19 protein-coding genes and 2 pseudogenes are annotated in these 21,354 nt (G+C 59.1%); 10 read left to right on the top strand and 11 right to left on the bottom strand.

Going from position 1 to position 21,354, the window contains the following annotated elements:
• Window positions 1-42 precede the first annotated feature (42 nt).
• Window positions 43-2,886 (bottom strand): ATP-binding protein, encoded by a 2,844-nt coding sequence (locus ACYVB2_RS02690; RefSeq protein ID WP_382429278.1) that lies wholly within the window; start codon window positions 2,884-2,886, stop codon window positions 43-45.
• Between the two features lie 9 nt (window positions 2,887-2,895).
• On the opposite strand from ACYVB2_RS02690, the pseudogene ACYVB2_RS02685 reads away from it, so the two are divergent.
• The 4 genes and pseudogenes from ACYVB2_RS02685 to ACYVB2_RS02670 form a co-directional block, all read left to right on the top strand.
• A pseudogene (locus tag ACYVB2_RS02685) lies at window positions 2,896-3,243 on the top strand (transposase); the annotation flags it as partial.
• Between the two features lie 263 nt (window positions 3,244-3,506).
• Complete coding sequence (locus ACYVB2_RS02680; RefSeq protein ID WP_382429280.1) at window positions 3,507-4,034, top strand: beta/gamma crystallin domain-containing protein; 528 nt, start codon at window positions 3,507-3,509, stop codon at window positions 4,032-4,034.
• A gap of 407 nt (window positions 4,035-4,441) precedes the next feature.
• Window positions 4,442-4,663, top strand: a pseudogene (tnpA, locus tag ACYVB2_RS02675) (IS200/IS605 family transposase); the annotation flags it as partial.
• A 124-nt stretch (window positions 4,664-4,787) separates the two neighbouring features.
• Window positions 4,788-5,903 carry an ABC transporter substrate-binding protein gene (locus ACYVB2_RS02670; RefSeq protein ID WP_382429282.1) on the top strand — a complete coding sequence of 372 codons (1,116 nt, stop codon included), beginning with the start codon at window positions 4,788-4,790 and terminating at the stop codon, window positions 5,901-5,903.
• Window positions 5,904-5,921: 18 nt separating this feature from the next.
• On the opposite strand, the gene prmC is transcribed toward ACYVB2_RS02670, so the two are convergent.
• The 9 genes from prmC to ACYVB2_RS02625 form a co-directional block, all read right to left on the bottom strand.
• Window positions 5,922-6,764 (bottom strand): peptide chain release factor N(5)-glutamine methyltransferase, encoded by an 843-nt coding sequence (gene prmC / locus ACYVB2_RS02665; protein WP_382429284.1) that lies wholly within the window; start codon window positions 6,762-6,764, stop codon window positions 5,922-5,924.
• A gap of 8 nt (window positions 6,765-6,772) precedes the next feature.
• Window positions 6,773-7,861, bottom strand: coding sequence for a peptide chain release factor 1 (gene prfA, locus ACYVB2_RS02660; protein ID WP_382429286.1), 1,089 nt, complete (start codon window positions 7,859-7,861; stop codon window positions 6,773-6,775).
• Between the two features lie 76 nt (window positions 7,862-7,937).
• Complete coding sequence (gene hemA / locus ACYVB2_RS02655; RefSeq protein WP_382429288.1) at window positions 7,938-9,239, bottom strand: glutamyl-tRNA reductase; 1,302 nt, start codon at window positions 9,237-9,239, stop codon at window positions 7,938-7,940.
• Between the two features lie 80 nt (window positions 9,240-9,319).
• Window positions 9,320-9,922: a HupE/UreJ family protein gene (locus ACYVB2_RS02650; protein ID WP_382429290.1), complete on the bottom strand. Its 603-nt coding sequence runs from the start codon at window positions 9,920-9,922 to the stop codon at window positions 9,320-9,322.
• 34 nt (window positions 9,923-9,956) lie between these two features.
• Window positions 9,957-10,409: a hydrogenase maturation protease gene (locus tag ACYVB2_RS02645; protein ID WP_382429292.1), complete on the bottom strand. Its 453-nt coding sequence runs from the start codon at window positions 10,407-10,409 to the stop codon at window positions 9,957-9,959.
• A gap of 8 nt (window positions 10,410-10,417) precedes the next feature.
• The gene (locus ACYVB2_RS02640) at window positions 10,418-11,884 is read right to left on the bottom strand and encodes a Ni/Fe hydrogenase subunit alpha (RefSeq protein WP_382429294.1); all 1,467 of its coding nucleotides are present in this window, start codon (window positions 11,882-11,884) and stop codon (window positions 10,418-10,420) included.
• Between the two features lie 32 nt (window positions 11,885-11,916).
• Window positions 11,917-12,462: an NADH-quinone oxidoreductase subunit B family protein gene (locus ACYVB2_RS02635; protein ID WP_382429296.1), complete on the bottom strand. Its 546-nt coding sequence runs from the start codon at window positions 12,460-12,462 to the stop codon at window positions 11,917-11,919.
• The gene (locus ACYVB2_RS02630; RefSeq protein ID WP_382429298.1) at window positions 12,462-13,184 is read right to left on the bottom strand and encodes a 2Fe-2S iron-sulfur cluster-binding protein; all 723 of its coding nucleotides are present in this window, start codon (window positions 13,182-13,184) and stop codon (window positions 12,462-12,464) included. Before ACYVB2_RS02630 ends, ACYVB2_RS02635 begins: the two co-directional genes overlap by 1 nt.
• Window positions 13,181-14,986 (bottom strand): NAD(P)H-dependent oxidoreductase subunit E, encoded by a 1,806-nt coding sequence (locus tag ACYVB2_RS02625; RefSeq protein ID WP_460535149.1) that lies wholly within the window; start codon window positions 14,984-14,986, stop codon window positions 13,181-13,183. The genes ACYVB2_RS02630 and ACYVB2_RS02625 overlap by 4 nt, the downstream gene beginning before the upstream one ends.
• Window positions 14,987-15,092: 106 nt before the next feature.
• On the opposite strand from ACYVB2_RS02625, the gene ACYVB2_RS02620 reads away from it, so the two are divergent.
• Genes ACYVB2_RS02620 through hypD form a run of 5 tightly spaced genes read left to right on the top strand, consistent with a single transcriptional unit; the run spans window position 15,093 to window position 18,831 of the window.
• A complete protein-coding gene (locus ACYVB2_RS02620; RefSeq protein ID WP_382429302.1) occupies window positions 15,093-15,437 on the top strand; it encodes a hydrogenase maturation nickel metallochaperone HypA/HybF in 345 nt (114 codons plus the stop codon).
• Window positions 15,438-15,457: 20 nt separating this feature from the next.
• Window positions 15,458-16,297 carry a hydrogenase nickel incorporation protein HypB gene (gene hypB, locus ACYVB2_RS02615; protein WP_382429304.1) on the top strand — a complete coding sequence of 280 codons (840 nt, stop codon included), beginning with the start codon at window positions 15,458-15,460 and terminating at the stop codon, window positions 16,295-16,297.
• 18 nt (window positions 16,298-16,315) lie between these two features.
• Entirely contained in the window at window positions 16,316-17,446 is a 1,131-nt protein-coding gene (locus ACYVB2_RS02610; RefSeq protein WP_382429306.1) for a Kae1-like domain-containing protein, read from the top strand.
• A 6-nt stretch (window positions 17,447-17,452) separates the two neighbouring features.
• Complete coding sequence (locus ACYVB2_RS02605; protein ID WP_382429308.1) at window positions 17,453-17,698, top strand: HypC/HybG/HupF family hydrogenase formation chaperone; 246 nt, start codon at window positions 17,453-17,455, stop codon at window positions 17,696-17,698.
• Window positions 17,695-18,831 (top strand): hydrogenase formation protein HypD, encoded by a 1,137-nt coding sequence (hypD, locus tag ACYVB2_RS02600; protein WP_382429310.1) that lies wholly within the window; start codon window positions 17,695-17,697, stop codon window positions 18,829-18,831. Before ACYVB2_RS02605 ends, hypD begins: the two co-directional genes overlap by 4 nt.
• On the opposite strand, the gene ACYVB2_RS02595 is transcribed toward hypD, so the two are convergent.
• A complete protein-coding gene (locus tag ACYVB2_RS02595; RefSeq protein WP_382429312.1) occupies window positions 18,809-19,942 on the bottom strand; it encodes a GNAT family N-acetyltransferase in 1,134 nt (377 codons plus the stop codon). The genes hypD and ACYVB2_RS02595 overlap by 23 nt on opposite strands.
• Window positions 19,943-20,091: 149 nt before the next feature.
• Between ACYVB2_RS02595 and ACYVB2_RS02590 the strand changes: the two genes are divergently transcribed.
• Window positions 20,092-21,342: a YbfB/YjiJ family MFS transporter gene (locus tag ACYVB2_RS02590; protein WP_382429314.1), complete on the top strand. Its 1,251-nt coding sequence runs from the start codon at window positions 20,092-20,094 to the stop codon at window positions 21,340-21,342.
• Window positions 21,343-21,354 lie beyond the last annotated feature (12 nt).

Raw genomic sequence — 21,354 nt, 5'->3', positions numbered from 1 at the left:
TTTCACTGTTGCTCGGCCAATAGTACGGAGGGCATGGGCTGGTCATACTAGCGGTGTGGTTTCAGGCAGCGGCGCAGCCACGGGCAACCACAGGGTGACCGCAGTGCCAACATTCAGTGTGCTTTCAATCTGCAAGTGACCGCCACTGAGTTCCACAATTTCTTTGACGATGCTCATGCCCAGCCCCGTGCCAGGAATTTGTCCTGATGCATCGGCCCGATAGAAGCGTTCACAAACCCGGTGGAGCTGTTCAGGGGTCATGCCAATGCCCTCATCCTGCACCCGCACACCCACTTGCTGGCCCTGCCCTTCGGTGTCGGCATGGCAGTAATGCAGTTGTACCTGGCCCCCTTGTGGCGAATATTTGTAGGCATTGGACAAGATATTGAGCAGCGCCTGCTGTAGCTTTTTGCGGTCAATTTGCACCCACAGTGGCATATCGCTGGGTGGGAGTGTGGGGGCGTGGCGGTCTTGTGGTGGTTTGTAACCGGCTACCACTTCAGCCAATACGTCCTGCAACGCTACCCGCTCCAGCACAAAATCTTTGCCCCGGCGTGACTCGATACGGGCCAAATCTAGCAGCTCATTGATGATGGAGGACATCAGCTCCGATTGGCGCGAAACGGTGTCTAGCAGCTGGTTGCGTTTGGGCGCATCAAATTCGCGCATGCGCAGCAGTTCGACATAGCCATAGATGCTGGCCATAGGTGTGCGCAACTCGTGGGCTGCGGTAGACAAAAACTCACTTTTCATCCGATCGACCTCGGTTTCGTGGGTGACGTCACGGAAATACAGAATCTGCGACACCGTGGCCGTTTCGGACATGCGGATCAATACCTCAATCACCCGACTGGCAGGGGCGGCCAATTCAAAGAGCTGGCGTTGTTCATGCGCATTGGGGGCGGGCGTATCGGTTGGCTGGCGCTTCTTTTTGTGGGTGGCACGCAGGGCCGCAACACCGGGAAAGCTTGCTTGGGCCAAAGACTTGCGTGCCAGCAGCATGGAGAAGTCATTCTCATCCAGCCCGATCACCTGTTCAGACTCCAGCCCCAGCATGTGCAGAAAAGCCCGGTTGGCAAAGGCCACTTTCAGGCGTCGATTGAATAGAACAAAGCCATCGGGGCTGAGTGCGAAAATGGTGTTGAGTTGTTCTGAGCGGTCTTGCAATTCTTTGGTGCGCTGTACCACCAGCCGCTCCAGATCGAGCCGATACAGCTCTAGTTCCGTCTGGATGGCATGGCGCTCGGTAATGTCGCGCAGCAGCACCAGCACAAAAGTTTTGTCGCTCCAATAAGCCCGACTCATGCTCAATTCTGCCGGGAAGGTACTGCCGTCTTTGCAGCGCAGAATGGTTTCTAGAAAGCGCCCATTTTCACGGACTTCATCTAACAAGGCGGTGAGTTCGGTGCGGCTGTAATGGGCATCCCAATCGTGCAGGTGCATTTGCTGCATCTCGGTGGTGCTGTAGCCGAGCAGGGCCGCCGATCGCGGGTTGGCTTCGAACACACTGCCATCGGGATTCAGGATCAGTACCCCGTCGCGCTCATGTTCGAACAAGGCCCGCCGACGCGAAGCCTCCTCCACTATGTGACGTTGGGCAGTTTGTTGCTGGGCATCTTGGCGGGCAATGGTGTCTAGCAAAGCGTCAAAATGCCGCATCAGTTGTCCGAGTTCGTCCTCGTATTGGGGGGTGCCGACCCGTGCGGTGCGATTGCCCTGACCAATCGCCACCATAGTGCTGCTGATGGCGCGCAGGCGGGTGGTCAATTCATGCCCCGCGCGCAGAAACAGCATGGACAGTGCCAACATGGCCAGTGCCATTAAACCGGCTACCAGCACCAACAATACCCCCATGACCCGCAGATAAGGATCGTAGGGAAAGGCCACGGCCAACATGCCAATGCGTTGCCCATGCCCATCGCGGATGGCCTCATACCCTGTGAGGTGCAATTGATCTGCCAGCCAGGCCTTGCCCAGCCAACGTTCGCCTTGCTCTAACACCGTTTGCCGGATCTCTGGACTGACCAAAGGGTCTATGTGTTGCATGCCGCGTTGACGCTGGCGGCTGATGGCAATACGGACACCATCTACAAAGATGGCGGCCATGCCCTCGGCATCATCGGGCAGGGTGCCCACTGGGAAAATCAATTCCCGCATGTGCTCAATCAGCGAGGCATTTTGGTTGAGCAAAATGCCACCGACCAACATCACATCTGGGCTATTGACTGCCAACGGAAAATGCGCGGCAGCATTGATCAACAAGCCGCGTACGGCGGTGCCTTGATGGGGTGACGGTGGAGGTGGCGATTGGATACGTTCGGGAAACAAGGGCGAGAAAGCCGCCAACTCTGCCAGTTCAAAGCGTTCGTAGGCCACATTGGCCACCCCGATCTGGGCTTGACGAATGACATACGACGGTGGCAAACGACTGCCTTTGTGCAGCCCAGTGCTCGACCCTACGACTGTGCCATCGGCTTGGGCAATGAGCAAAAAGTCCAGTCCGCCCCCTTTGGCTGCTGTGCTCAGGGCTTCATTGATATCTTCGGCAGGTGCCCGTTGACTGAGCAATTGGTTGAGCCGCTCGGTATGCACCAACTGCTCTACCCGTAGACCCACATCGGTTTTGACCTGATCGAGGTAGTTGCGGCTACTGGCCAGGTTGCCGCGCAAATTTGACAGCAGCAGGTGGTTGGCACGCTCACCCCCCAACAAGACCAGCACGCCAATGACGATGGGAAACACCACCAGCAGCGGCATCAACCCCAATGCCAATAGCCGAAAGCGCAACGAGCCATTCCAGGCCTGTTGCCAGCGTGCCACGATGGGTAACGGGACGCTGGCAGGCAACGGAGCAGGTGCTGACGGACTCAGAACAGGTGGAGGCATAAATGAAATGGTGATGGTGCTTATGACACACGATCTGTCTACGAAGCGGTGATGCAGCGTGGTGCCGTCCCGATGGTTCCTCCTCGCAAGAATGCTCGAATTCGCACAGGGGCTGCTTTCGCATATCGCAATGAGGCCGTTGGCGCATGCTGGCGATTGGGGTGCAAGATATGGAAAGTCTGGAGCGGTGACCACCGACGAAGTTTGGTGGAAACCAAGATGCACTGTATCAAACGACTGGGTGAGCGTGTGATGTCAAGCACCTTCGAGCGCCAGGTCAATGAGCTGCATATCCGGGCAGCCATTTTGAACAAATTTACTGAACTGGGCTGTCCTCAGACGGTGGCCGTGGCATAGATACGGTTGGGATAGGAGTAGCACGTTCCAAAATTGATTTATGCAACAGCGCCCCTTGTACAGGCCGTTGGTGGTCTCGGCCAGGGCATTGTCATAGCTGTCGCCCTTGCTGCCCACCAAAGGCTGTATTGTTTCTTGCGCGGGTTTGCAGGATTTTTTGCAAATGCAAAAAATACATTGTTGTATTTTTTAAGGGTGCTACTCTTTCGTGACGTGTCCGCCGAAAAACGTAAGAGTAGGCAAAAAATTGAAGAGGAATTGGAATGCTGCGTCATATGCGAGCAATATTGGTGGCGGGTTCATTGGGTGCTACATTGAGTTGCGCCCATGCACAAATCACTGTGTTTACCCAGCCAAACTTCCAAGGCGAAAGCCTTCAGATTTCCGATAACAACTGGTCTTCTGGCGGAGCAGGCGCTCCTTGGAATGACAAGATAAAGTCTGTCAAGGTGCCGGACGGTTGGAACGTAAAATTGTATGAGCACGATAAAAGCAGGGGCAAAGTAGAGGTACTCACTAAGGATTTGGCGAAAGTTCCAGATAACTTTGGCGTCAGCAATATTGAGATCGTCTCCAGCCCCAACCACGGCTGCTACTACCAAGACAGTAAAGACTGGTCGAAGTGGACAAAGAACGGCGGCTTTGCAAAAGATGTCAAAACCGTCGACCAGTGCGTAGCTTTGGATGGTTGCATGAAGGGTGGCGGCAACAAATCTGGTGGTGGGTGCTACGTGTACGCTTCCTCACCTGCGATTGCAGCCGAGATACTGAAGAGCAGCGGCAGGAAGTAGGAGTCCCGACGATCGTGAACGGGTCGTGTCCGAATTCTGAGACGACCCCATCTACATCTACTAGGTGCATTCCATAGAAAAATCCCTCGCCATCATCTCCGTGCTGGAGGTGTGCTGGCCAGCCAAACTGATATTGGCGGGTGGATCAGTCTTCTCGTTGGTTATCGCACTGATTGGCTCTAGTCTTGTAGACAGTCTCAATTCTGGAGGAGTCTTACACACTCTGCTTCGAGGATACATTGGGCCTTTGATGTTTCTACTGGCTGCCAGTGTTCTGATAGCTTCTTGTGTTCTTGCATACAACGCCTGCCACAAGCACATCGAGAGGTACTGTTGAATATTCTCGCGCCGGGGCATCGCCGTCTAGCAGTAGGAATCTCTGGCGTTGAGCCCAGAGAGGATCTCAAGTACATCTGCTGATTAACTATCCGCCCAAGGTGGCCCTGTCCCACCTGGTTGCATCGCTCAAGGGTGTCTCGTCGAGGTTGCTGCGCCAACAGTTTGGGGACTTCCATCCGTAGCTTAAACGGCGAGGCGTTTTATGGTCGCCGTCCTACTTTGCCTCAAGCTGCGGTGGTGCGCCAATTGACATTCTTCGGCAGTACATTCAAGAGCAACAAGCGCCCCATGAGGACACCTGCGGTGTCCGCGCTTTCCACTCTGGGCTCAACCCGGAGGCTTCCCGCGCACTGGGTGAAAAATTGATGAAATTGATGAAATTGATGAAATTTCAATCCTACCTTCGGAGGGAATATGTCTTTCATGGTCAGGCTGCAGCGCCTTTGCTTGGTGGTGTTGGCAAGCTTTCTGTTGATAGCTTGCGGCCCTAAGCCTCCGGTCAAGGTGGGTTTTATTGGTGGCCTGTCTGATCGCAATTCAGACAATGGTCAAGCGGGGTTGAATGGCGTCATTTTGGCGGTGGAGCAGTTCAACCGTGCCGGAGGCTTGGATGGCCGCATGGTCGATTTGTTGGCCCGTGACGATGCACAGACCAAAGAGGTGGCTGCGCAATCGGCGCAGGAGTTGGTCGATGCCCAGGTTGAAGCGATCATTGGGCCGTTCACGAGCAGTATGGCCGAGGTGATTGTGCCCATCACAGGCCAAGCGGGTATTTTTCAGGTCAGCCCTACCATTACGTCGATGGCCTTTTATGGCCGGGATGACAACTTGTTTCGCATCAACCGTACCACCAGTGACAACGCACACGACTATGCCAAGGTCATGTTGCAGCGGGGGCAGCGCCACATTGGGGTGGCCTATGATTTGCGCAATCGTAACTTTACCGAGTCGTGGTTGGCCGAGTTCCGCCATGCCGTCACCGTTCATGGGGGGGGTAAAGTGAGTGCCGTGCCATACGAATCGGGGCCGGACACCGACTTTGCGTTGGTGATGAATCAGTTGCTGCAACACCAGCCCGATGGCCTGTTCTTCATTTCTGGGGCATTGGATGTTGCCCGGCTGGCACAGCAGGCGCGCAAACAAGCGCCACAGTTACCCATTGGTGCTGCCGAATGGGCCGCAACAGAACAATTGGTGGAATTGGGCGGGGAGGTGGTGGAGGGGTTGCTGATTGTGCAGAACTATGACCGTGATGACACTTCGCCACGTTTCCAAGAGTTTACAGAGGCCTATTTCAAACGATTTCAACGCATGCCGGGCTACAGTTCTGTGTCGGCCCATGACGCGGCCACGGTGGTATTGACGGCACTCAAAAACCGCCAACATGGCGAGACACTCAAGGCTGCCGCTCTGCGCAGCAATCCGTTTCAAGGTTTGCAGCAACAAATCACCTTTGATGCCAATGGCGATACCGCACGCAAGGTGTTTTTTACCGAAATCCACGGTGGCCGTTACGTGCAGGTGAAGTAAGCCAGCCAGCCTTCCAATTTAGCCGAGTGGGCGTTGGGCGCCAGTGCAACGCTCTATGCCCGCCAAGTCGCAGCGCGATTGCACTTGGCACAGCCCTGCTTGTGTCAGCAGGGCGCGCACGCTGGCGGCTTGGTTCCAGCCATGCTCTAGCAGTAGCCAACCGCCGGGCTTGAGGTGTGCGGGGGCTTGGATGGCGATGTCGCGGATGTCATCGAGCCCATCGGGACCACTGGCCAAGGCTTGCAGTGGTTCGTGTTGTAAGGTGGCTAAATGGGGGTCACTGCTGGCGATATAGGGCGGGTTGGAGACGATGGCATCAAAATGCCCCTGCACCCCTTGCAACCAATGGCCGTGTTGAAACCGCACCGCCAGCCCCAAGCGTTGGGCATTGGCTTGGGCCACGGCCAAGGCATTGGCACTGGCATCGAGCGCCAGCACGTGGGCATCGGGGCGCTGCTGTTGCAGTGCCAAAGCAATGGCGCCACTGCCTGTGCCCAAATCCAGCACTTGGGGGCTTGGCACCGCTTGCAGCCGTTCTAAGGCCCAATCGACCAACGTTTCGGTATCGGGGCGTGGGTCTAACACGCGTGAATCTACCTGCAAGGGCAGGCCGTAAAACTCTTTCACCCCAGTGAGGTAGGCCACGGGTTCACCTGCTGCGCGGCGCTGGCACAGGGCCAGAAATGCGGCACTGGCTGCAGTAGGCATGGTGTCGGTATCGTGGGCCAGCAGCCAAGCACGGTCATGCAGTGGACGGCCTAAAGTGTGTAGCAGCAGCATCTGGGCATCGATGCGGGCCAGCCCAGCCGTGTGCGCTTGGCGCAGGGCGGCGGCTACGGTGGTGGGGGCGAAAGCGGACATGGCCCGGTTTAACCCAATTGGTTGGCTTCGAGCTCGGCCAGTTGTTCGGCCTCGTGGGCGTGTTGCAGGGCTTGCAGCACATCGCCCAAATCGCCTTCCATCACGTAGAGCAGTTTGTACAGCGTCAGGTTGATGCGATGATCTGTCAGGCGGCCTTGTGGGAAGTTGTAGGTGCGTATGCGGTCGCTGCGGTCGCCGCTGCCAATCAAGCCTTTGCGTAAAGCGGCTTCTTTGGCGGCGCGTTCGCTGCGTTCTTTTTCTTGGATGCGTGCTTGCAGCACTTGCAAGGCTTTGGCTTTGTTGCTGTGTTGGCTGCGGCCATCTTGGCATTCGGCCACGATGCCGGTGGGCAAATGCACCACGCGCACGGCAGAGTCGGTTTTGTTGATGTGCTGGCCGCCCGCACCGCTGGCGCGGAAGGTGTCGATGCGTAAATCAGCCGGGTTGAGCTTGATGGCTTCGGTTTCGTCGGGTTCGGGCATCACGGCCACGGTGCAGGCACTGGTGTGGATGCGGCCTTGGGTTTCGGTGGCAGGCACGCGCTGCACCCGGTGGCCGCCCGATTCAAATTTGAGCGCCCCATAGACGTGATCGCCCACGATACGCAAGACGATTTCTTTGTAGCCGCCTAACTCGGCGGCGTTTTCGCTCACGGTTTCGACTTTCCAACCCACGTTGGCAGCGTAGCGCATATACATGCGGGCCAAATCTCCGGCAAACAGCGCCGATTCATCGCCCCCCGTGCCGGCGCGGATTTCTAAAAAGGCGTTGCGGCCATCGTCGGGGTCTTTGGGCAGCAGCAGGCGTTGCAGTTCATCTTCCAATTGCGCCAGTTCGGCGTTGGCGCTGGCGATTTCTTCTTGTGCCATCTCGGCCATGTCGGGGTCGGCCAGCATGTCTTGTGCTCCGGCCAAATCGCTTTCGCGTTGCAGGTAGCGCCGGTAGCGGCCCGCAATGGCGGTGACTTCGGCGTGCTCGCGCGACAGGACGCGGTATTGGGCCATATCGGCCATGATGTCATCGCGCGAGAGCAAAAAGTCTAGCTCGCCCAGGCGCTGGGCGTAACGCTCCAGTTGGCTTCTCAAAAAAGGTTTCATCGGGGGAAATCGTGAAGGCCAAGTGCCCACGGGGCGCTGGCAGTAGCAAAAAAATAGGCTGCCTTAATTGGCTACGCTAACGGCGACCGGGGCTTTGCTGTTGGCGCAGGAACAGGCGCGAGACGGTGCGCGCCGTTTGCTGCCGGGTGGCTGCATCGCCTGCATGCAGTTCGGCCAGAGTGCCGTGCAAGAGCTTGTTGGTCAGCCCTTTGGCCAGTGCATCGAGCACCGTTTGGACATCGTCGCCTTGCGCCAGGCGCTTGTGGGCACGGGCAATTTCTGCCGCTTGCCATGCTTCGGTTTGGGCGTGGATTTGCTGGATCAGGGGCACGACACCATGCTGTGGGTCGCGCTCGTCCAGCCAGTGCATAAAACTTTGCACCCCAGCATCGATGATGGCTTCGGCCTGGGCCACGGCGGCTTGGCGGTTGGCCTGTGCGGTTTGCACCACGCTGGCCAAGTCATCCACGGTGTAGAGGTAGACATCCTCCAGCGCCTTGACTTCGGGCTCGATGTCGCGCGGCACGGCCAAATCGACCATGAACATGGGGCGGTGGCGGCGTTTTTTCAGGGCACGTTCTACTGCACCCAAACCGACGATGGGCAAGCTGCTGGCGGTGCAACTGACCACGATGTCGAACTCGTGCAGGCGCTCGGGCAAATCGGCCAAGCGCATCACCTCGCCACCAAAGCGGGAGGCTAACTTTTCGCCGCGTTCTAGGGTGCGGTTGGCAATGGCGATGGTTTGTGGGCTACGGGCGGCAAAGTGCGTGGCCGTGAGCTCAATCATCTCACCAGCACCGACAAACAACACCTTGGTGCGGGCTAAATCTTCAAACAACTGACTGGCCAAGCGCACTGCGGCGGCGGCCATGCTGATGGAGTGTGCGCCAATCTCGGTTGAGGTGCGTACCTCTTTGGCCACGGCAAAGCTGCGCTGGAACAGTTGATTGAGCGTGGAGCCTAAAGCGCCCGCGTCTTCGGCGGCGCGCACGGCACTTTTCATTTGGCCCAAAATTTGCGGCTCGCCCAGCACCATCGAATCCAGGCCGCTGGCCACGCGAAAGGCATGGCGGGCTGCGGGGCCGTTTTGCAGCACATAAGAATGCGAACGCAACACATCGGGGTTGACGCCACCACTGTGGGCCAGCCAGCCAAAGGTGCGCTCTAGGGCGCGTGGGTCGCCTGCACAGTAAATCTCGGTGCGGTTGCAGGTGGACAAAATGGCCGACTCAATGCCCTGCTGTGGGCTGTCGGGGGCCAGTGCCTGACGCAAGCCATGCAGCGTGGGGGCGATTTGGTCGAGCGCAAACGCAAAGCGGCCACGCAGGTCGAGCGGCGCGGTGGTGTGGTTGATGCCTAAAGCCCAGACTGCCATATTGGCCGGGATTATAAATTTTTACCATTGCTCCCAGCAGTGTTTATCCCACTGGCATTGCTGGGCAGTGGGATGGGCCATTAAACATGGCTGAACAGATACAGCCCGGCCGCACTGCACAAGCTGCCCAGACCGGCCAGCGCCCAGTGCTGATAGCGGGCCGCTTGGTAACGCAGGGCCAGCCCCAAGGCCATGCCGCCAAAGTGCAATGCTGCTGTGGTCAACATAAAACCCAAGGCATAAGCACCAAAACCGGTGTCTGGGGCTTCAGCGCCATGCGCCATGCCATGCAGCACTGCCGCTGCGGCTACCAAGCCCAGCCCCACCCCCGGCGGCAAAGGCTGCCGTGCCAGCACCAGCATGGCCCCAAACAGCACCACCGATAAAGCGATGCCATGCTCCAACCCCGGCAGCAGCAAACCCGAAGCGCCCAAGCCAGCCCCCAATACCAGTGCCAGCAAAAAAGCTGCTGGCCCCCACCATGCCCGCTGCCGGGGCAGCACCGAGACCGACCAGACCCCCACCGCCACCATCGCCAGCAGGTGGTCTAGGCCCAGTGGATGCACCATACCCGTCCATAGCCCGGAGGTGCCATGCCCGGTATGCGCTTGTGCTGTGCCCACCCCCAAGGCCAGCCCGGCCAGCAGAAGGGTGCGGATGCGGGGTACAGAAACAAATGCCATATTCAAACTCCACCGAATCAAAAATTGTTGCCAGCTAGGTGCGTAACCACTGCGCGGCCCAATCCAGTGCTTGGGCCAAGCGCGTTTGCGCGGTAGCACTGGGGGGCTGGCCTAACTCCCAACTCTCGCCAGGAATCGCCAAAAGCCAACTGGGGGGTGGCGCATGGCCCTGCACATCAGTAAAGACTTGCAATAGCGCCGCCGGGCTCATGGCATGGGTGGTGTAGCTGCTATCACGGGCTGGGTGCAAGGGCGCACAACGGAAGGGTGGCTGCACGCCATCCGACACGCCACAAGAAGCATCAACAAACAAAATGCGCTGCCGCCCCAACAAATCCAAGCTGTGTTCTATCTGCAACTGAAAATCCGTCAGGCACTCTACCTGCGGTAAATTCATGGCTTGCACGGCTTCGGCAAACAGTGGGCCCAAGGCATCATCGCCCCGGCTGGGGTTGCCCCACGCAAAAACCAAGGTATTGGCAGGCATGGGCAGGCTTAGGCCTTATATTGGCGGTCTAACTCGCGCCCTTGGGCATCCAGCAGCACCACCTCCAGCGGCATTTTGCCCAGCGCATGGGTGGCACAAGACAGGCAGGGGTCGTAAGCGCGAATCGCCACTTCGATATGGTTGAGCAGCCCTTCGGTGATCTGTTGACCGTCAAGATACTTTTTGGCCACCTCGCGTACGGCGGTGTTCATGGCGTGGTTGTTGTTGGTGGTCGAAACGATAAGGTTTGCCATCGTGACCAAATCGTTCTCATCGACTTGGTAGTGGTGGAACAGCGTGCCACGGGGTGCTTCAATCACGCCCACCCCTTCGCGCTGGCGCTGGCCGGTCACTAGCAAATCACTGCCTTCGATGTCGTCGTCGTGCAGCAACTCTTTGATCATTTCGGCGGCAAACAACATCTCGATCATGCGCGCCCAGTGGTAGCCCAGGGAGGCGTGCATCGGCTCGCTACCCGCATAGGCAGCCAACTCGCGCCGTTCATGCTCGGCAAAGGGGGTGGGAATGTGGTCGCAGGTTTGCACCCGCGCTAATGGCCCCACCCGATACCAACCCTGCTCGGGGCCGAGTTGGGTCAGGTAGGGGAACTTCATGTAGCTCCACGGCTTGACTTCCTCGGTGATGAGGCGGTCGTAGGTTTGGTAGTCCACATGGTCAAACAGAATCTGGCCTTCGGCATTTTTAGCGCGCAGGCCACCGTGGTACAGGTCTAAATCCCCATTGGGCGCGACCAGCCCCATGAAATGGGAGCGGAAGCTGCCAAACTGGTCATACAGCGCCGGATTTTGCTGGTGCAACTCCTTAATGATTTTGACGGCCTCGCGGCTCCAGGCAATCATCTGGTAGCTGTCTTTGAGCAGTTCTTGGCGCTCGGCCCCGGTCAAAGAGCGGTTGACACCGCCGGGCACAGAGCCGGTGCCATGCACGCGCTTGCCTGCCGTCAGGCGAATCACCTCTTGGCCGTATTTGCGCAGCAAAATGCCTTGTTTGGCAATGTCGGGGTATTTGGCGGCCACGCCCACAATGTTGCGCTGCGCTACTTCGGAGTCAAAGCCAAACAGCAGGTCGGGCGACGAGAGGTGAAAGAAGTGCAGCGCGTGCGATTGCAGTATCTGGCCGTAGTGCATCAAGCGGCGCATTTTTTCTGCGGTGGGCGTGAGCTGCTTGGCCCCGACAATCACATCCAGCGCCTTGCTGGCGGCCAAATGGTGCGACACCGGGCAAATACCGCACAGGCGTTGCACCATCACCGGCACTTCCCAATAGGGCCGCCCTTGGATGAAACGCTCAAAGCCGCGAAACTCGACAATGTGCAGCCGTACCTGATGCACCTTGTTGTTTTCATCCAGCAGCAGGGTGACTTTGCCGTGCCCCTCAACGCGAGAGACCGGGTCAATCGCCACACGGCGCAAAGATTCGCTGGCAACAGAGGCAGTTTCGAGTTCAAAGCTCATGGCGGTTCTCGGTGGCGGTGGGCGGCAAAGGCTCAGTCGTAGTGCAGCAGGCCGTGGCCCAAGGTAGGCTCTTTGCCTGCTATCAGATCGTTGAGGAACGACCAAATGGCATCGCCCGAAGGTGGGCAGCCGGGCAAAAAGTAGTCAATCTTGACGATTTCATGCACCGGATGCACTTGGTTGAGCGGCAAGGGCAATTCGGGGTCGTTGGGGATGCGGCTGCCGGGGGCTAAGCCGTGCCCGGTGCGGTAGACCTCTTGCAAAATATCGCTCAGGGGCAGGTGGTTGCGTTGCGCTGGCAAGCCCCCATTGACGGCACAAGCCCCCATTGCCACCAAAATTTTGCAGTTGTCGCGAAACTCGCGCAGCACATGCACGTTTTCGGCGTTGCAGATGCCGCCCTCAATCAGGCCAATATCGCAAGGGCCACAGTGTTTGATGTCGGTGATGGGGGAGCGGTCAAACTCGACCAATTCGAGCAACGGTAGCAGGCGCTCGTCGATGTCTAAAAAGGACATGTGGCAGCCAAAACAGCCCGCCAGCGATACCGTGGCAACTTTGAGTTTAGCGGCGGCCATTAGGGTTTCTCCTCCGCCGTTGGGGCTGTGGCGGCCACGCTGGCGCTGATGGGCTGGGCATCGTAGGTGCGCTGGCCGATGGGCACGGCAAAGCCGACCTTCTTGGGCAAAATCACGCCCACGGGGCAAACGTGGGCGGCGCGGTCGGTGGCGGCAAAGTCGGTGTCGGCCAATTGGCCCGATTCGCTATTCACAATCAGGTGCGATTGCACGCCGCGCCCCGACAGGGCAAACACGTTTTTGCCATCCACTTCGTGGCTGGCACGCACGCACAGCTCGCACATGATGCAACGGTTGAAGTCCAGCAGCACCTCAGGGTGCGAGGCATCGACCGGGCGGTCGGGGTAGAAATGGTCAAAATGCGGGGTCAGCATGCCCATTTCATAGGCCGTGGCTTGCAGCACGCAGTTGCCGCTTTTCTCACACGAGGGGCAAAAGTGGTTGCCCTCGACAAACAGCAGTTGCAGCAGCGTGCGGCGTTTGTCGCGCAATTCGTCGGTTTGGTTGTCCACTTCCATACCCGCCGTGGCCCGGGTGGTACAAGCGGTGGTGAAGCGCCCGCCCACTTTGACGGTACACAGCTTGCACGAGCCATGCGCTGTGAAATCGGGGTGCCAGCACAGGTGTGGGATGTATTTGCCTGCCGTGGTGGCGGCTTGCATCAGCGTTTGGCCGGAGGCAAACGGCACTTCCTCGCCGTCGAGCAGAAAGGTGTGGTTCATGGCTGTGGCTCGCTGGAAAGGTGGGCGCTGAGGTTGTCGCTCAGGTGGGCTTCGGCATCGTCACGGGCCGTCATGCGCCGCGCTTGCGACAAGGCTGCGTCCAAATCAAACGCGGGTTCGTACTCGGGCGAATGCAAGCGGCGCTCAAACGCCGGGCGGAACTTGTGCAGCATGTCTTGCAGCGCAATGGTGGCGGTGTTGCCCAAGCCGCAATGGCTGGCCCCTTGCATCAGGCGGTGCATACGCTGCATCTCGTCCAAATCGTAAGGCGAGCCGTGGTCGTTGGCCAGCTTGTTCAGCAGCCGCACATTCACCGCCGTGCCGACGCGGCAGGGGGTGCAGAAGCCGCAACTTTCGTGGGCAAAGAACTGGGCAAAATTTTGCGCCACATCAAAAATATCGCGCCGCTGGTCAAACACCATGATGGAGCCGCCGGTAGCTACATCTTCAAAGGCAATGTGGCGGCCAAATTCGTCGGCTGCCAAGCAATGCCCGGCGGCCCCAGCACTGGTGACGGCTTGGGTATCGCGCGCGCCACAATCGGCCAAAATTTCGGCAATCGTGACCCCAAACGGGTACTCGTAAATGCCGGGGCGCTCGACATCGCCCGATACCGAGAGCAATTTGGTGCCGGTAGAGGCCGGGGTGCCAATGGCACGGAACCATTCACCACCCTGCACGGCAATCAACGAGGCCAAGGCCAGCGTTTCGACATTGTTTACCGTGGTGGGCTGGCCCAAATAACCATGCGTGACCGGGAAGGGGGGGCGAATGCGCGGCTTGCCGGGTTTGCCTTCAAGCGATTCAATCAGCGCCGACTCTTCGCCACAAATGTAAGCACCCGCGCCCACATGGATGTCAATATCAAAGCTAAAGCCCTTACCCAAAATGTTACGCCCGAGCAGTCCGGCCTCACGCCGCTGCTCTAGCCGGGTTTCTAGCTTTTCGAGCAAGAAGCGGTATTCACCGCGCAGGTAAATCAGCCCTTGGTTGGCCCCTATCGCCATACCGGCAATGCACATGCCATCGACCACCAAGTCAAAATAGGAGCTGAGCAGCACCCGGTCTTTGAAGGTGCCGGGTTCGCCCTCGTCGGCATTGCAGACCACATAGTGTGCATCGCCCCACGCATCACGGCACGAGCGCCATTTGATGTCGCTGCCAAACCCGGCACCACCACGGCCACGCAGGCCGGAGCGTTCAATCTCGGCCAGCAGGCCGGATGGGCCACGCGCTAAAGCGGCTGCCAGCGCCTCGCCCGGCTGCAAGCTGCTGCCGAGCAACACATCGCGGCGGCGGATGTTGTCTTCTACGTGGAACCATTCGGGCGGCCAATCACCTACCGGCACGCGCCGCCGAATCAGGTGCGCCATTTGGTCGATGCGCTCTAGCGTCATGTGGGTCAGGGCGCGGTAATTGGCCAACACCGCTGGGCCTTGGTCACACAGGCCGGTACAAGAGGTGGTGTCGACACTGACCAGCCCATCTTCGGACACATGGCCCGGCTCGAGCCAGAGTTTTTGGCACAGCGCACGCATCAGGTCGCGGCTGTCCAACATTCGGTCGGTGATGTTGTCGGAGAATAGGATGCGGTACTCACCCAAAGGCCGGGTGTGGAAGAAGCTGTAAAAGCCCGCCGTGCTTTCTACCCGCGCTCGGGGCCAGCCAACGCCATCGGCAATGTAGCTCAGGGTTTGCGGCGACAGCCAACCCAAAGCATCTTGCACCTCGCGCAAAATTTGCACCAAACGAGTGCCATCACGCCCATGCCGTTCGAGAATGGAGTCAAGATTTGCGGTCAATGCAACCTCCTGCGCTATGGCTGCAATCTACCGCAGATTGGGGCTTTTGGGGGGCATGGGTAAACCCGCTTGCACAATCAGGGGCAAAACAACGAAGGTCAACGCCATGCATGAATTGTCTTTGGCCGAAAGCATGGTGCAGCTGATAGAAGCCACGCAACAGCGCGAGGGGTTTCGCCGCGTGTGCGTGGTGCATCTGGATGTGGGTGAACTGGCCTGTGTGGAGCCTCGGGCGTTGGAGTTTGCCTTCACTTCGGCCAGTGCGGGCACTTGCGCCGAAGGGGCTAAGTTGGCACTACGATATGTGCCCGGCGCAGGTGTGTGTCCCGGTTGTGGTAACCACGCCGCCATGCCTACCTTATACGAGTGCTGCCCCGCCTGCCAAGCCCACCCCTTAACCGCTGTGGCGGGCACGCAAATGCAGCTTCGGGATTTGGATGTTGTGGATTAAACCGGAAGGAAAACCTATCTATGTGCAGCACTTGCGGTTGTGATGGCGATGGCGCCACGATAGAGCACCACCACGGACACCACCATCATCACCATGCTGTGGAGGGTTGCCACACGCACAGCCATAGCACCGCCCCCGAGGCTGAACGGGTGCGCCGGGTGGCGGTGGAGCAAGATTTGCTGGCGCGTAACAATGCCCAAGCGGCAGCGAATCGGCAGCTTTTTACCCAAGCCGGGGTGTTGGCGCTCAATTTGGTCTCTAGCCCCGGCTCGGGCAAGACCACCCTGCTGGTCAAAACGATTGAGCGGCTGGCCGGTCAATGGCCCGTAGCGGTGATTGAGGGCGACCAACAAACCAGCTTGGATGCCCAGCGCATCCGCGCCACTGGCGCACCAGCCAGCCAAATCAACACTGGCAAGGGCTGCCATTTGGATGCCACGATGGTGGCCGATGCCTTGCCCGCTTTGCCCTTGGCAGCGGGTGGCCTGCTGTTGATTGAAAACGTCGGCAACTTAGTCTGCCCAGCGGCGTTTGACTTGGGCGAAGCCCACAAGGTGGTGGTGTTGTCCGTGACCGAAGGCGAGGACAAGCCGCTCAAATACCCTGATATGTTCCGCGCCGCCGATGTGATGCTGCTGAACAAATGCGATTTACTGCCCCATTTGAATTTTGATGTGGCCCAAGCCGAAGCCTATGCACGCCAAGTGCATCCGGCCATCCGCATTATTCGGTTGTCGGCCACCAGCGGCGAAGGCATGGATGAATGGCTGGCTTGGCTGCAACAGCAAGCGCAAGCGTGCCAAGTGATTGCTGCCGCCTTGGGTGGTGGGCGGGCTGCGGCTGCCTCAAGCCTAGCTTAAAGCGGATGCTGGCGGCCTGTGCTTCACCGCATCGAACATGGCTTGCCCTTGCCCCCCGGCCCGCCGGTGCTGGCTTTGGGGGCGTGGTTCAAAAATACGGTGTGTGCTGCCAGTGCCACCCAAGCCTTTCTTTCTTACACCGTGGGTGATTTGGACAGCCCAGAGGCGTGTCGTGCCCATGAAGACACAGCACGCGCCTTGCTCACTGGGTTGCAACAGCAAACCGGCCAACAACCCCAAGGCATCGCCCACGACCTGCACCCGGATTTTTATTCCAGCCGCTTGGCCGCCACGCTGGCCCAAGAAATGGGCCTGCCCTTGCTGGCGGTGCAACACCACCACGCGCACATTGCTGCCATCTGTGCCGAACATGGCTGGCAAGGGCCGGTGTTGGGGTTGGCGCTGGACGGCGTGGGTTGGGGCCACGATGGCACGGCGTGGGGTGGGGAACTGTTGCAAGTCCACGGCAGCCATTGCCAACGCTTGGGGCATTTGCACCCGCTGGCCTTGCCGGGGGGCGACCGGGCAGCGCAAGAGCCTTGGCGCATGGCCGCAGCAGCTTTGCACGCCTTGGGCCGGGGGCGTGATATTCCAGTGCGTTTTGCCCAACACAGTGCGGCGGCTGGAGTGGTACAACTGTTGGTGCGGGGTGTGCGTTGCCCGGCCAGCTCTAGCATGGGGCGCTTGTTTGATGCGGCGGCCGGTTTGCTGGGGCTGTGCCATGTCATGCACACCGAGGCCGAAGCCGCTATTGCGCTAGAGCAAGCGGCCAAAGCCTATGGCCCCTGTGCGCCCTTGGCCCAAGGCTGGCTGCTGCAAGCCAATGGGCAACTCAGCCTGCTGCCCCTGTTGGCGGCGCTGGCCGATGAGCCCGATGCAGGCCGAGGGGCTGCCTACTTTCATGCGACGGTGGCCGCCGCTTTGTGCGCTTGGTTAGAACAGGCCATCGCCAGCACCGGGATTACCACGGTGGCGCTGGGTGGGGGGTGCTGGTTCAATCAATATCTGTTGACGGCCATGCGCCAACACTGTGCTGCACGCGGCTGGCGCTGCCTAGAAGCCCAGACCCTGCGCCCCGGCGATAGCGCCATTGCCTTGGGCCAAACGTGGGTCGCCCGCGCTGGGCTGCAAGACTACCCCAAAGGATAAATAGCGATGTGTTTGGCTGTACCTGCCCGAGTTGTGCAATTGCCCGCCCCAGACCAAGCCGTGGTGGATTTGGATGGGGTGCGAAAAACCATCTCGCTGGCGATGGTGGACGATGTGGCCGTGGGCGACTATGTGATCGTGCATGTCGGCTTTGCCTTGCAAAAGCTGGATGTGGAAGAGGCCGAAGCCACACTGGCACTGTTGCGAGAAATCGGGGCTACGGTAGCCCCTGCCGCAGGGGCTGCGCCATGAAGTATGTGGATGATTTTCGTGACGGCCACATCGCCCAAGGACTGGCCCACGCCATTGCCCGCGAGGTGCAACCGGGCCGCCAGTATCGGCTGATGGAGTTTTGCGGCGGCCATACCCATGCCATCTCGCGCTATGGGCTGGTGGATTTGTTACCGCCCTCGATCCAACTGATCCACGGCCCCGGCTGCCCGGTGTGTGTGCTGCCGATTGGCCGCATTGACCAAGCTATTCGGCTGGCGTTAGAGCAGCAGGTGATTTTGTGCGCTTATGGCGACACGCTGCGCGTTCCAGCCTCGCACAAGTTATCTTTGCTGCGGGCCAAAGGTCAAGGGGCCGATGTGCGCATGGTGTATTCGCCGTTGGATGCGCTGCACATCGCCCGCCAACAGCCCGAGCGGCAGGTGGTGTTTTTAGCCATTGGCTTTGAAACCACCACCCCCCCCACCGCCGTGGCGGTGCTGCAAGCGCAGGCAGAAGGATTGAAAAACTTTTCGGTGCTGTGCAACCATGTGCTGACTCCGGCCGCCATGCACGCTATTTTGGCCGCCCCGGCGGGGGTGCAGATTGATGGGTTTGTCGGGCCAGCGCATGTGTCTACCGTGATTGGCAGCACGCCCTATATGCCGTTTGCGCGCGACTATGGCAAACCCGTGGTGATTGCTGGGTTTGAACCGTTGGATGTGTTGCGTGCCATTCAAATGCTGGTGGCACAAATCAACCAAGGTCGTGCGGAAGTAGAAAATCAATTCACCCGCGCCGTGACACCCGAAGGCAACCGCAAAGCGCAAGCCTTGGTGGAGCAGGTGTTTGAGTTGCGCCCGGCTTTTGACTGGCGCGGCTTGGGCACTTTGGCGCAATCGGCACTGCGCTTGCGCCCAGCTTGGGCGGCTTTTGATGCCGAACAGCGTTTTGCCGCCCCCTACCAGCCGGTGCCCGACCACAAAGCCTGCGAATGCGCAGCCATTTTGCGCGGTGAGAAGCGCCCGGAGCAATGCCGCATTTTTGCTACTGCCTGCACCCCCGAGCACCCGATAGGCTCGTGCATGGTGTCGTCGGAGGGGGCTTGTGCAGCCCATTACAGTTATGGACGGTTTCGTGGGGTGGCTGTGCCTAGCCTTGGCCCTGCCGCTTAAAAGGCGAGCTTTGCTCAAGCACCTCCACATACTCCTCCACGGCTTGGGTTTCGCGCTGCAAAAACTCGGCAATGGCCTCGGCAAAGCGCCGATTGGCTACCCAATGGGCAGAAAAGGTCTTGACCGGTAGCAGGCCGCGAGACATCTTGTGTTCGCCCTGCGCACCCCCCTCAAAAGAGGTGATGCCCCGCTCAATGCAATAAGCGATAGATTGGGCATAGCAGGTTTCAAAGTGCAGGCCCGGCACTGGCTCCACACAACCCCAATAGCGCCCATACAACACATCCGGCCCCCGAACATTCAAAGCGCAGGCTATGGGCATACCTTGGCGTTGCGCCAATACCAGCATCAAAGCATTTGGTGCTTGTTGGTGCAGACGGAGAAAAAACTCCAGCGACAAATAGGGCCGGCCCCCGTGGCGTTCATAGGTGTTTTGGTAGCAATGGTAAAAAAACTCCAGGGTCTTGGCGGTCAGTGCATGGCCCTCTAGCCATGCAAATGTGATGCCCGCCGCCTGCACTTTTTTGCGGTCTTGTTTGAATTTTTTCCGCTTCTCTTGCGCCATCGTTGCCAAAAAAGCATCCATGTCGGCATAGTTGGCATTGCGCCAATGGAACTGCACGTTCTCGCGCACCATAAAACCGGCCTCTTTGAGTGCAGTGAGGTCTTGTTCTGCTGGAAAAAGTACATGGATAGAAGAAGCCTGTGTCTGCTGTGCCAGCGCCATCAGCGCCTGGATCAACAAAGTCCGATGTGCTGGTTTACTCGCCAACAAGCGTGGGCCAGCTACCGGAGTGAAGGGCACCGACACCACCAGTTTGGGGTAGTAATCTAAGCCATGTTGGTGATAAGCCTGTGCCCAAGAGTGGTCAAAAACAAACTCACCGCGCGAATGGGTCTTGAGGTAGGCGGCCACCGCCCCTTGCAGCACCCCGTGCTCGCGCAATAGCACATGGCAGGGCGTCCAGCCCGTGTCTGGTTTGGCACAAGCGGTTTCTTGCAACAGGTGCAGAAAATGGTGCTGCGCAAAGGGGTGTTTATCGGCCAGAGCGTTCCACTCTGCTGCGGGCACTGCGTCCAGTGCGGGGGCAATTTCAATCTCTAGGGGCATGGCAGAACTCCAATCGGATGCACACAAAGGCTCTGGTGGCAGCAACTGCACGCCATTACTCCGTGTTTACCCGCAGATGATGCCCAGATACTGACGACACCGTGCAGCCATGCGCTATAAGCCTTGGGCCATTGATCCTAGGACAGCCCATGCCCCATGCCTCCACCCATTCCGCACCACCAGCGCATCCGCAAGCAGGCACCGGATTGGGTCTGGCCTTGGCACTGTCTTTGGCGGCAGTGGTGGCCTTGGGCATCACGCGGTTTTCTTACGGCCTGCTCTTGCCCCCTATGCGGGCCGATCTGGATTGGAGTTACTCGCTGGCCGGTCTGATGAATACCTTCAACGCTATTGGCTACCTGTTAGGCGCTTTGAGTACTCCGGCATTGATGCGGCGCTGGGGGCCGGGGCCGTTGCTGTTGTGGACGACGGCAATAGCCAGTGTTTGCATGGTGGTGGGGGGCTTATTTACGGCCTCAGGCGCCTTGTTGGGCCAGCGTCTGTTGGCAGGGGTGTTGAGTGCTTGGATTTTTACGGCTGGTGGGTTGTTGGCTGCACGCTTGAGCTTGCGTTGGCCGGGACACAGTGGCTTGTTGCTGGGCCTGTATTACGGTGGTGCTGGTTGGGGCATTGTGCTGTGCGCCTTGTCGGTGCCTGCGGCGCTGCACGTAGCCGGGCCACAGGCGCATCCGTGGATGTGGGCTTGGTGGATTTTGGGGGGGTGGGCTGGTGTGGCCACGCTGGTGTTGGTGCTGGCCCTGCGCGCTTTGCAGCGCCACGGTATAGAAACAGGCCCCAGTGCCCCACCTGGGCCCACCACCGCCAGCAGTGGAGTGGCTACTGCCGCCACCGTGCCTTGGCGGGCATTGGCCCCGGCGCTGCTGGGCTACAGCCTGTTTGGGGTGGGTTATATCGGTTACATGACGTTTGTGATTGCGCTGTTGCGGGCACAAGGCAATTCAGACAGCACTATCACCATTTTTTACAGCCTGCTCGGGGTGGCGGTGGTGGCATCGTCGCGCCTGTGGGCTGGCTTGCTCGATCGCCACCGCGACGGTCAGCCGTTGGCGCGACTCAATGCGTTGCTGGGGTGTGCCACCCTCTTGCCGGCCTTGACCAGTGCCTTGCCTGTTTTGGTGGTGTCGGGGCTGTTGTTTGGGGCCGTATTTTTGTCGGTAGTGGCTGCCACCACAGCTTTGGTGCGGCATAACCTGCCCCAAGCGCAATGGGCCAGTGGTATCAGTGGTTTCACCATTATCTTTGCTGTGGGGCAAATTGTGGGGCCCACCGTGGTGGGTTGGATTTCTGATGGGCCCGGTGGTTTGGCGCGTGGGCTGTTGTTCTCTGCGGGGGCACTGTGGCTAGGCGCACTGTTGGCATGGCGGCAAAAAGCCCTTTGAGGGCATGTGGCA

It is taken from the genome of Giesbergeria giesbergeri (assembly GCF_054779375.1).
The sequence above is the reverse complement of the archived record's forward strand: the minus strand, read 5'-3'. Positions and strand labels throughout refer to the sequence as shown.

What these genes read in the sequence shown, in the direction of transcription:
- ACYVB2_RS02670 (WP_382429282.1), top strand. Translation starts at nt 4,788, where the DNA reads ATGTCTTTCATGGTCAGGCTGCAGCGCCTTTGCTTGGTGGTGTTGGCA.
- ACYVB2_RS02630 (WP_382429298.1), bottom strand. Translation starts at nt 13,184, where the DNA reads ATGAACCACACCTTTCTGCTCGACGGCGAGGAAGTGCCGTTTGCCTCC.
- hypD (WP_382429310.1), top strand. Translation starts at nt 17,695, where the DNA reads ATGAAGTATGTGGATGATTTTCGTGACGGCCACATCGCCCAAGGACTG.
- prmC (WP_382429284.1), bottom strand. Translation starts at nt 6,764, where the DNA reads ATGTCCGCTTTCGCCCCCACCACCGTAGCCGCCGCCCTGCGCCAAGCG.
- hypB (WP_382429304.1), top strand. Translation starts at nt 15,458, where the DNA reads ATGTGCAGCACTTGCGGTTGTGATGGCGATGGCGCCACGATAGAGCAC.
- prfA (WP_382429286.1), bottom strand. Translation starts at nt 7,861, where the DNA reads ATGAAACCTTTTTTGAGAAGCCAACTGGAGCGTTACGCCCAGCGCCTG.
- ACYVB2_RS02640 (WP_382429294.1), bottom strand. Translation starts at nt 11,884, where the DNA reads ATGAGCTTTGAACTCGAAACTGCCTCTGTTGCCAGCGAATCTTTGCGC.
- ACYVB2_RS02680 (WP_382429280.1), top strand. Translation starts at nt 3,507, where the DNA reads ATGCTGCGTCATATGCGAGCAATATTGGTGGCGGGTTCATTGGGTGCT.
- ACYVB2_RS02620 (WP_382429302.1), top strand. Translation starts at nt 15,093, where the DNA reads ATGCATGAATTGTCTTTGGCCGAAAGCATGGTGCAGCTGATAGAAGCC.
- ACYVB2_RS02690 (WP_382429278.1), bottom strand. Translation starts at nt 2,886, where the DNA reads ATGCCTCCACCTGTTCTGAGTCCGTCAGCACCTGCTCCGTTGCCTGCC.
- ACYVB2_RS02650 (WP_382429290.1), bottom strand. Translation starts at nt 9,922, where the DNA reads ATGGCATTTGTTTCTGTACCCCGCATCCGCACCCTTCTGCTGGCCGGG.
- ACYVB2_RS02635 (WP_382429296.1), bottom strand. Translation starts at nt 12,462, where the DNA reads ATGGCCGCCGCTAAACTCAAAGTTGCCACGGTATCGCTGGCGGGCTGT.
- hemA (WP_382429288.1), bottom strand. Translation starts at nt 9,239, where the DNA reads ATGGCAGTCTGGGCTTTAGGCATCAACCACACCACCGCGCCGCTCGAC.
- ACYVB2_RS02590 (WP_382429314.1), top strand. Translation starts at nt 20,092, where the DNA reads ATGCCCCATGCCTCCACCCATTCCGCACCACCAGCGCATCCGCAAGCA.
- ACYVB2_RS02645 (WP_382429292.1), bottom strand. Translation starts at nt 10,409, where the DNA reads ATGCCTGCCAATACCTTGGTTTTTGCGTGGGGCAACCCCAGCCGGGGC.
- ACYVB2_RS02595 (WP_382429312.1), bottom strand. Translation starts at nt 19,942, where the DNA reads ATGCCCCTAGAGATTGAAATTGCCCCCGCACTGGACGCAGTGCCCGCA.
- ACYVB2_RS02605 (WP_382429308.1), top strand. Translation starts at nt 17,453, where the DNA reads ATGTGTTTGGCTGTACCTGCCCGAGTTGTGCAATTGCCCGCCCCAGAC.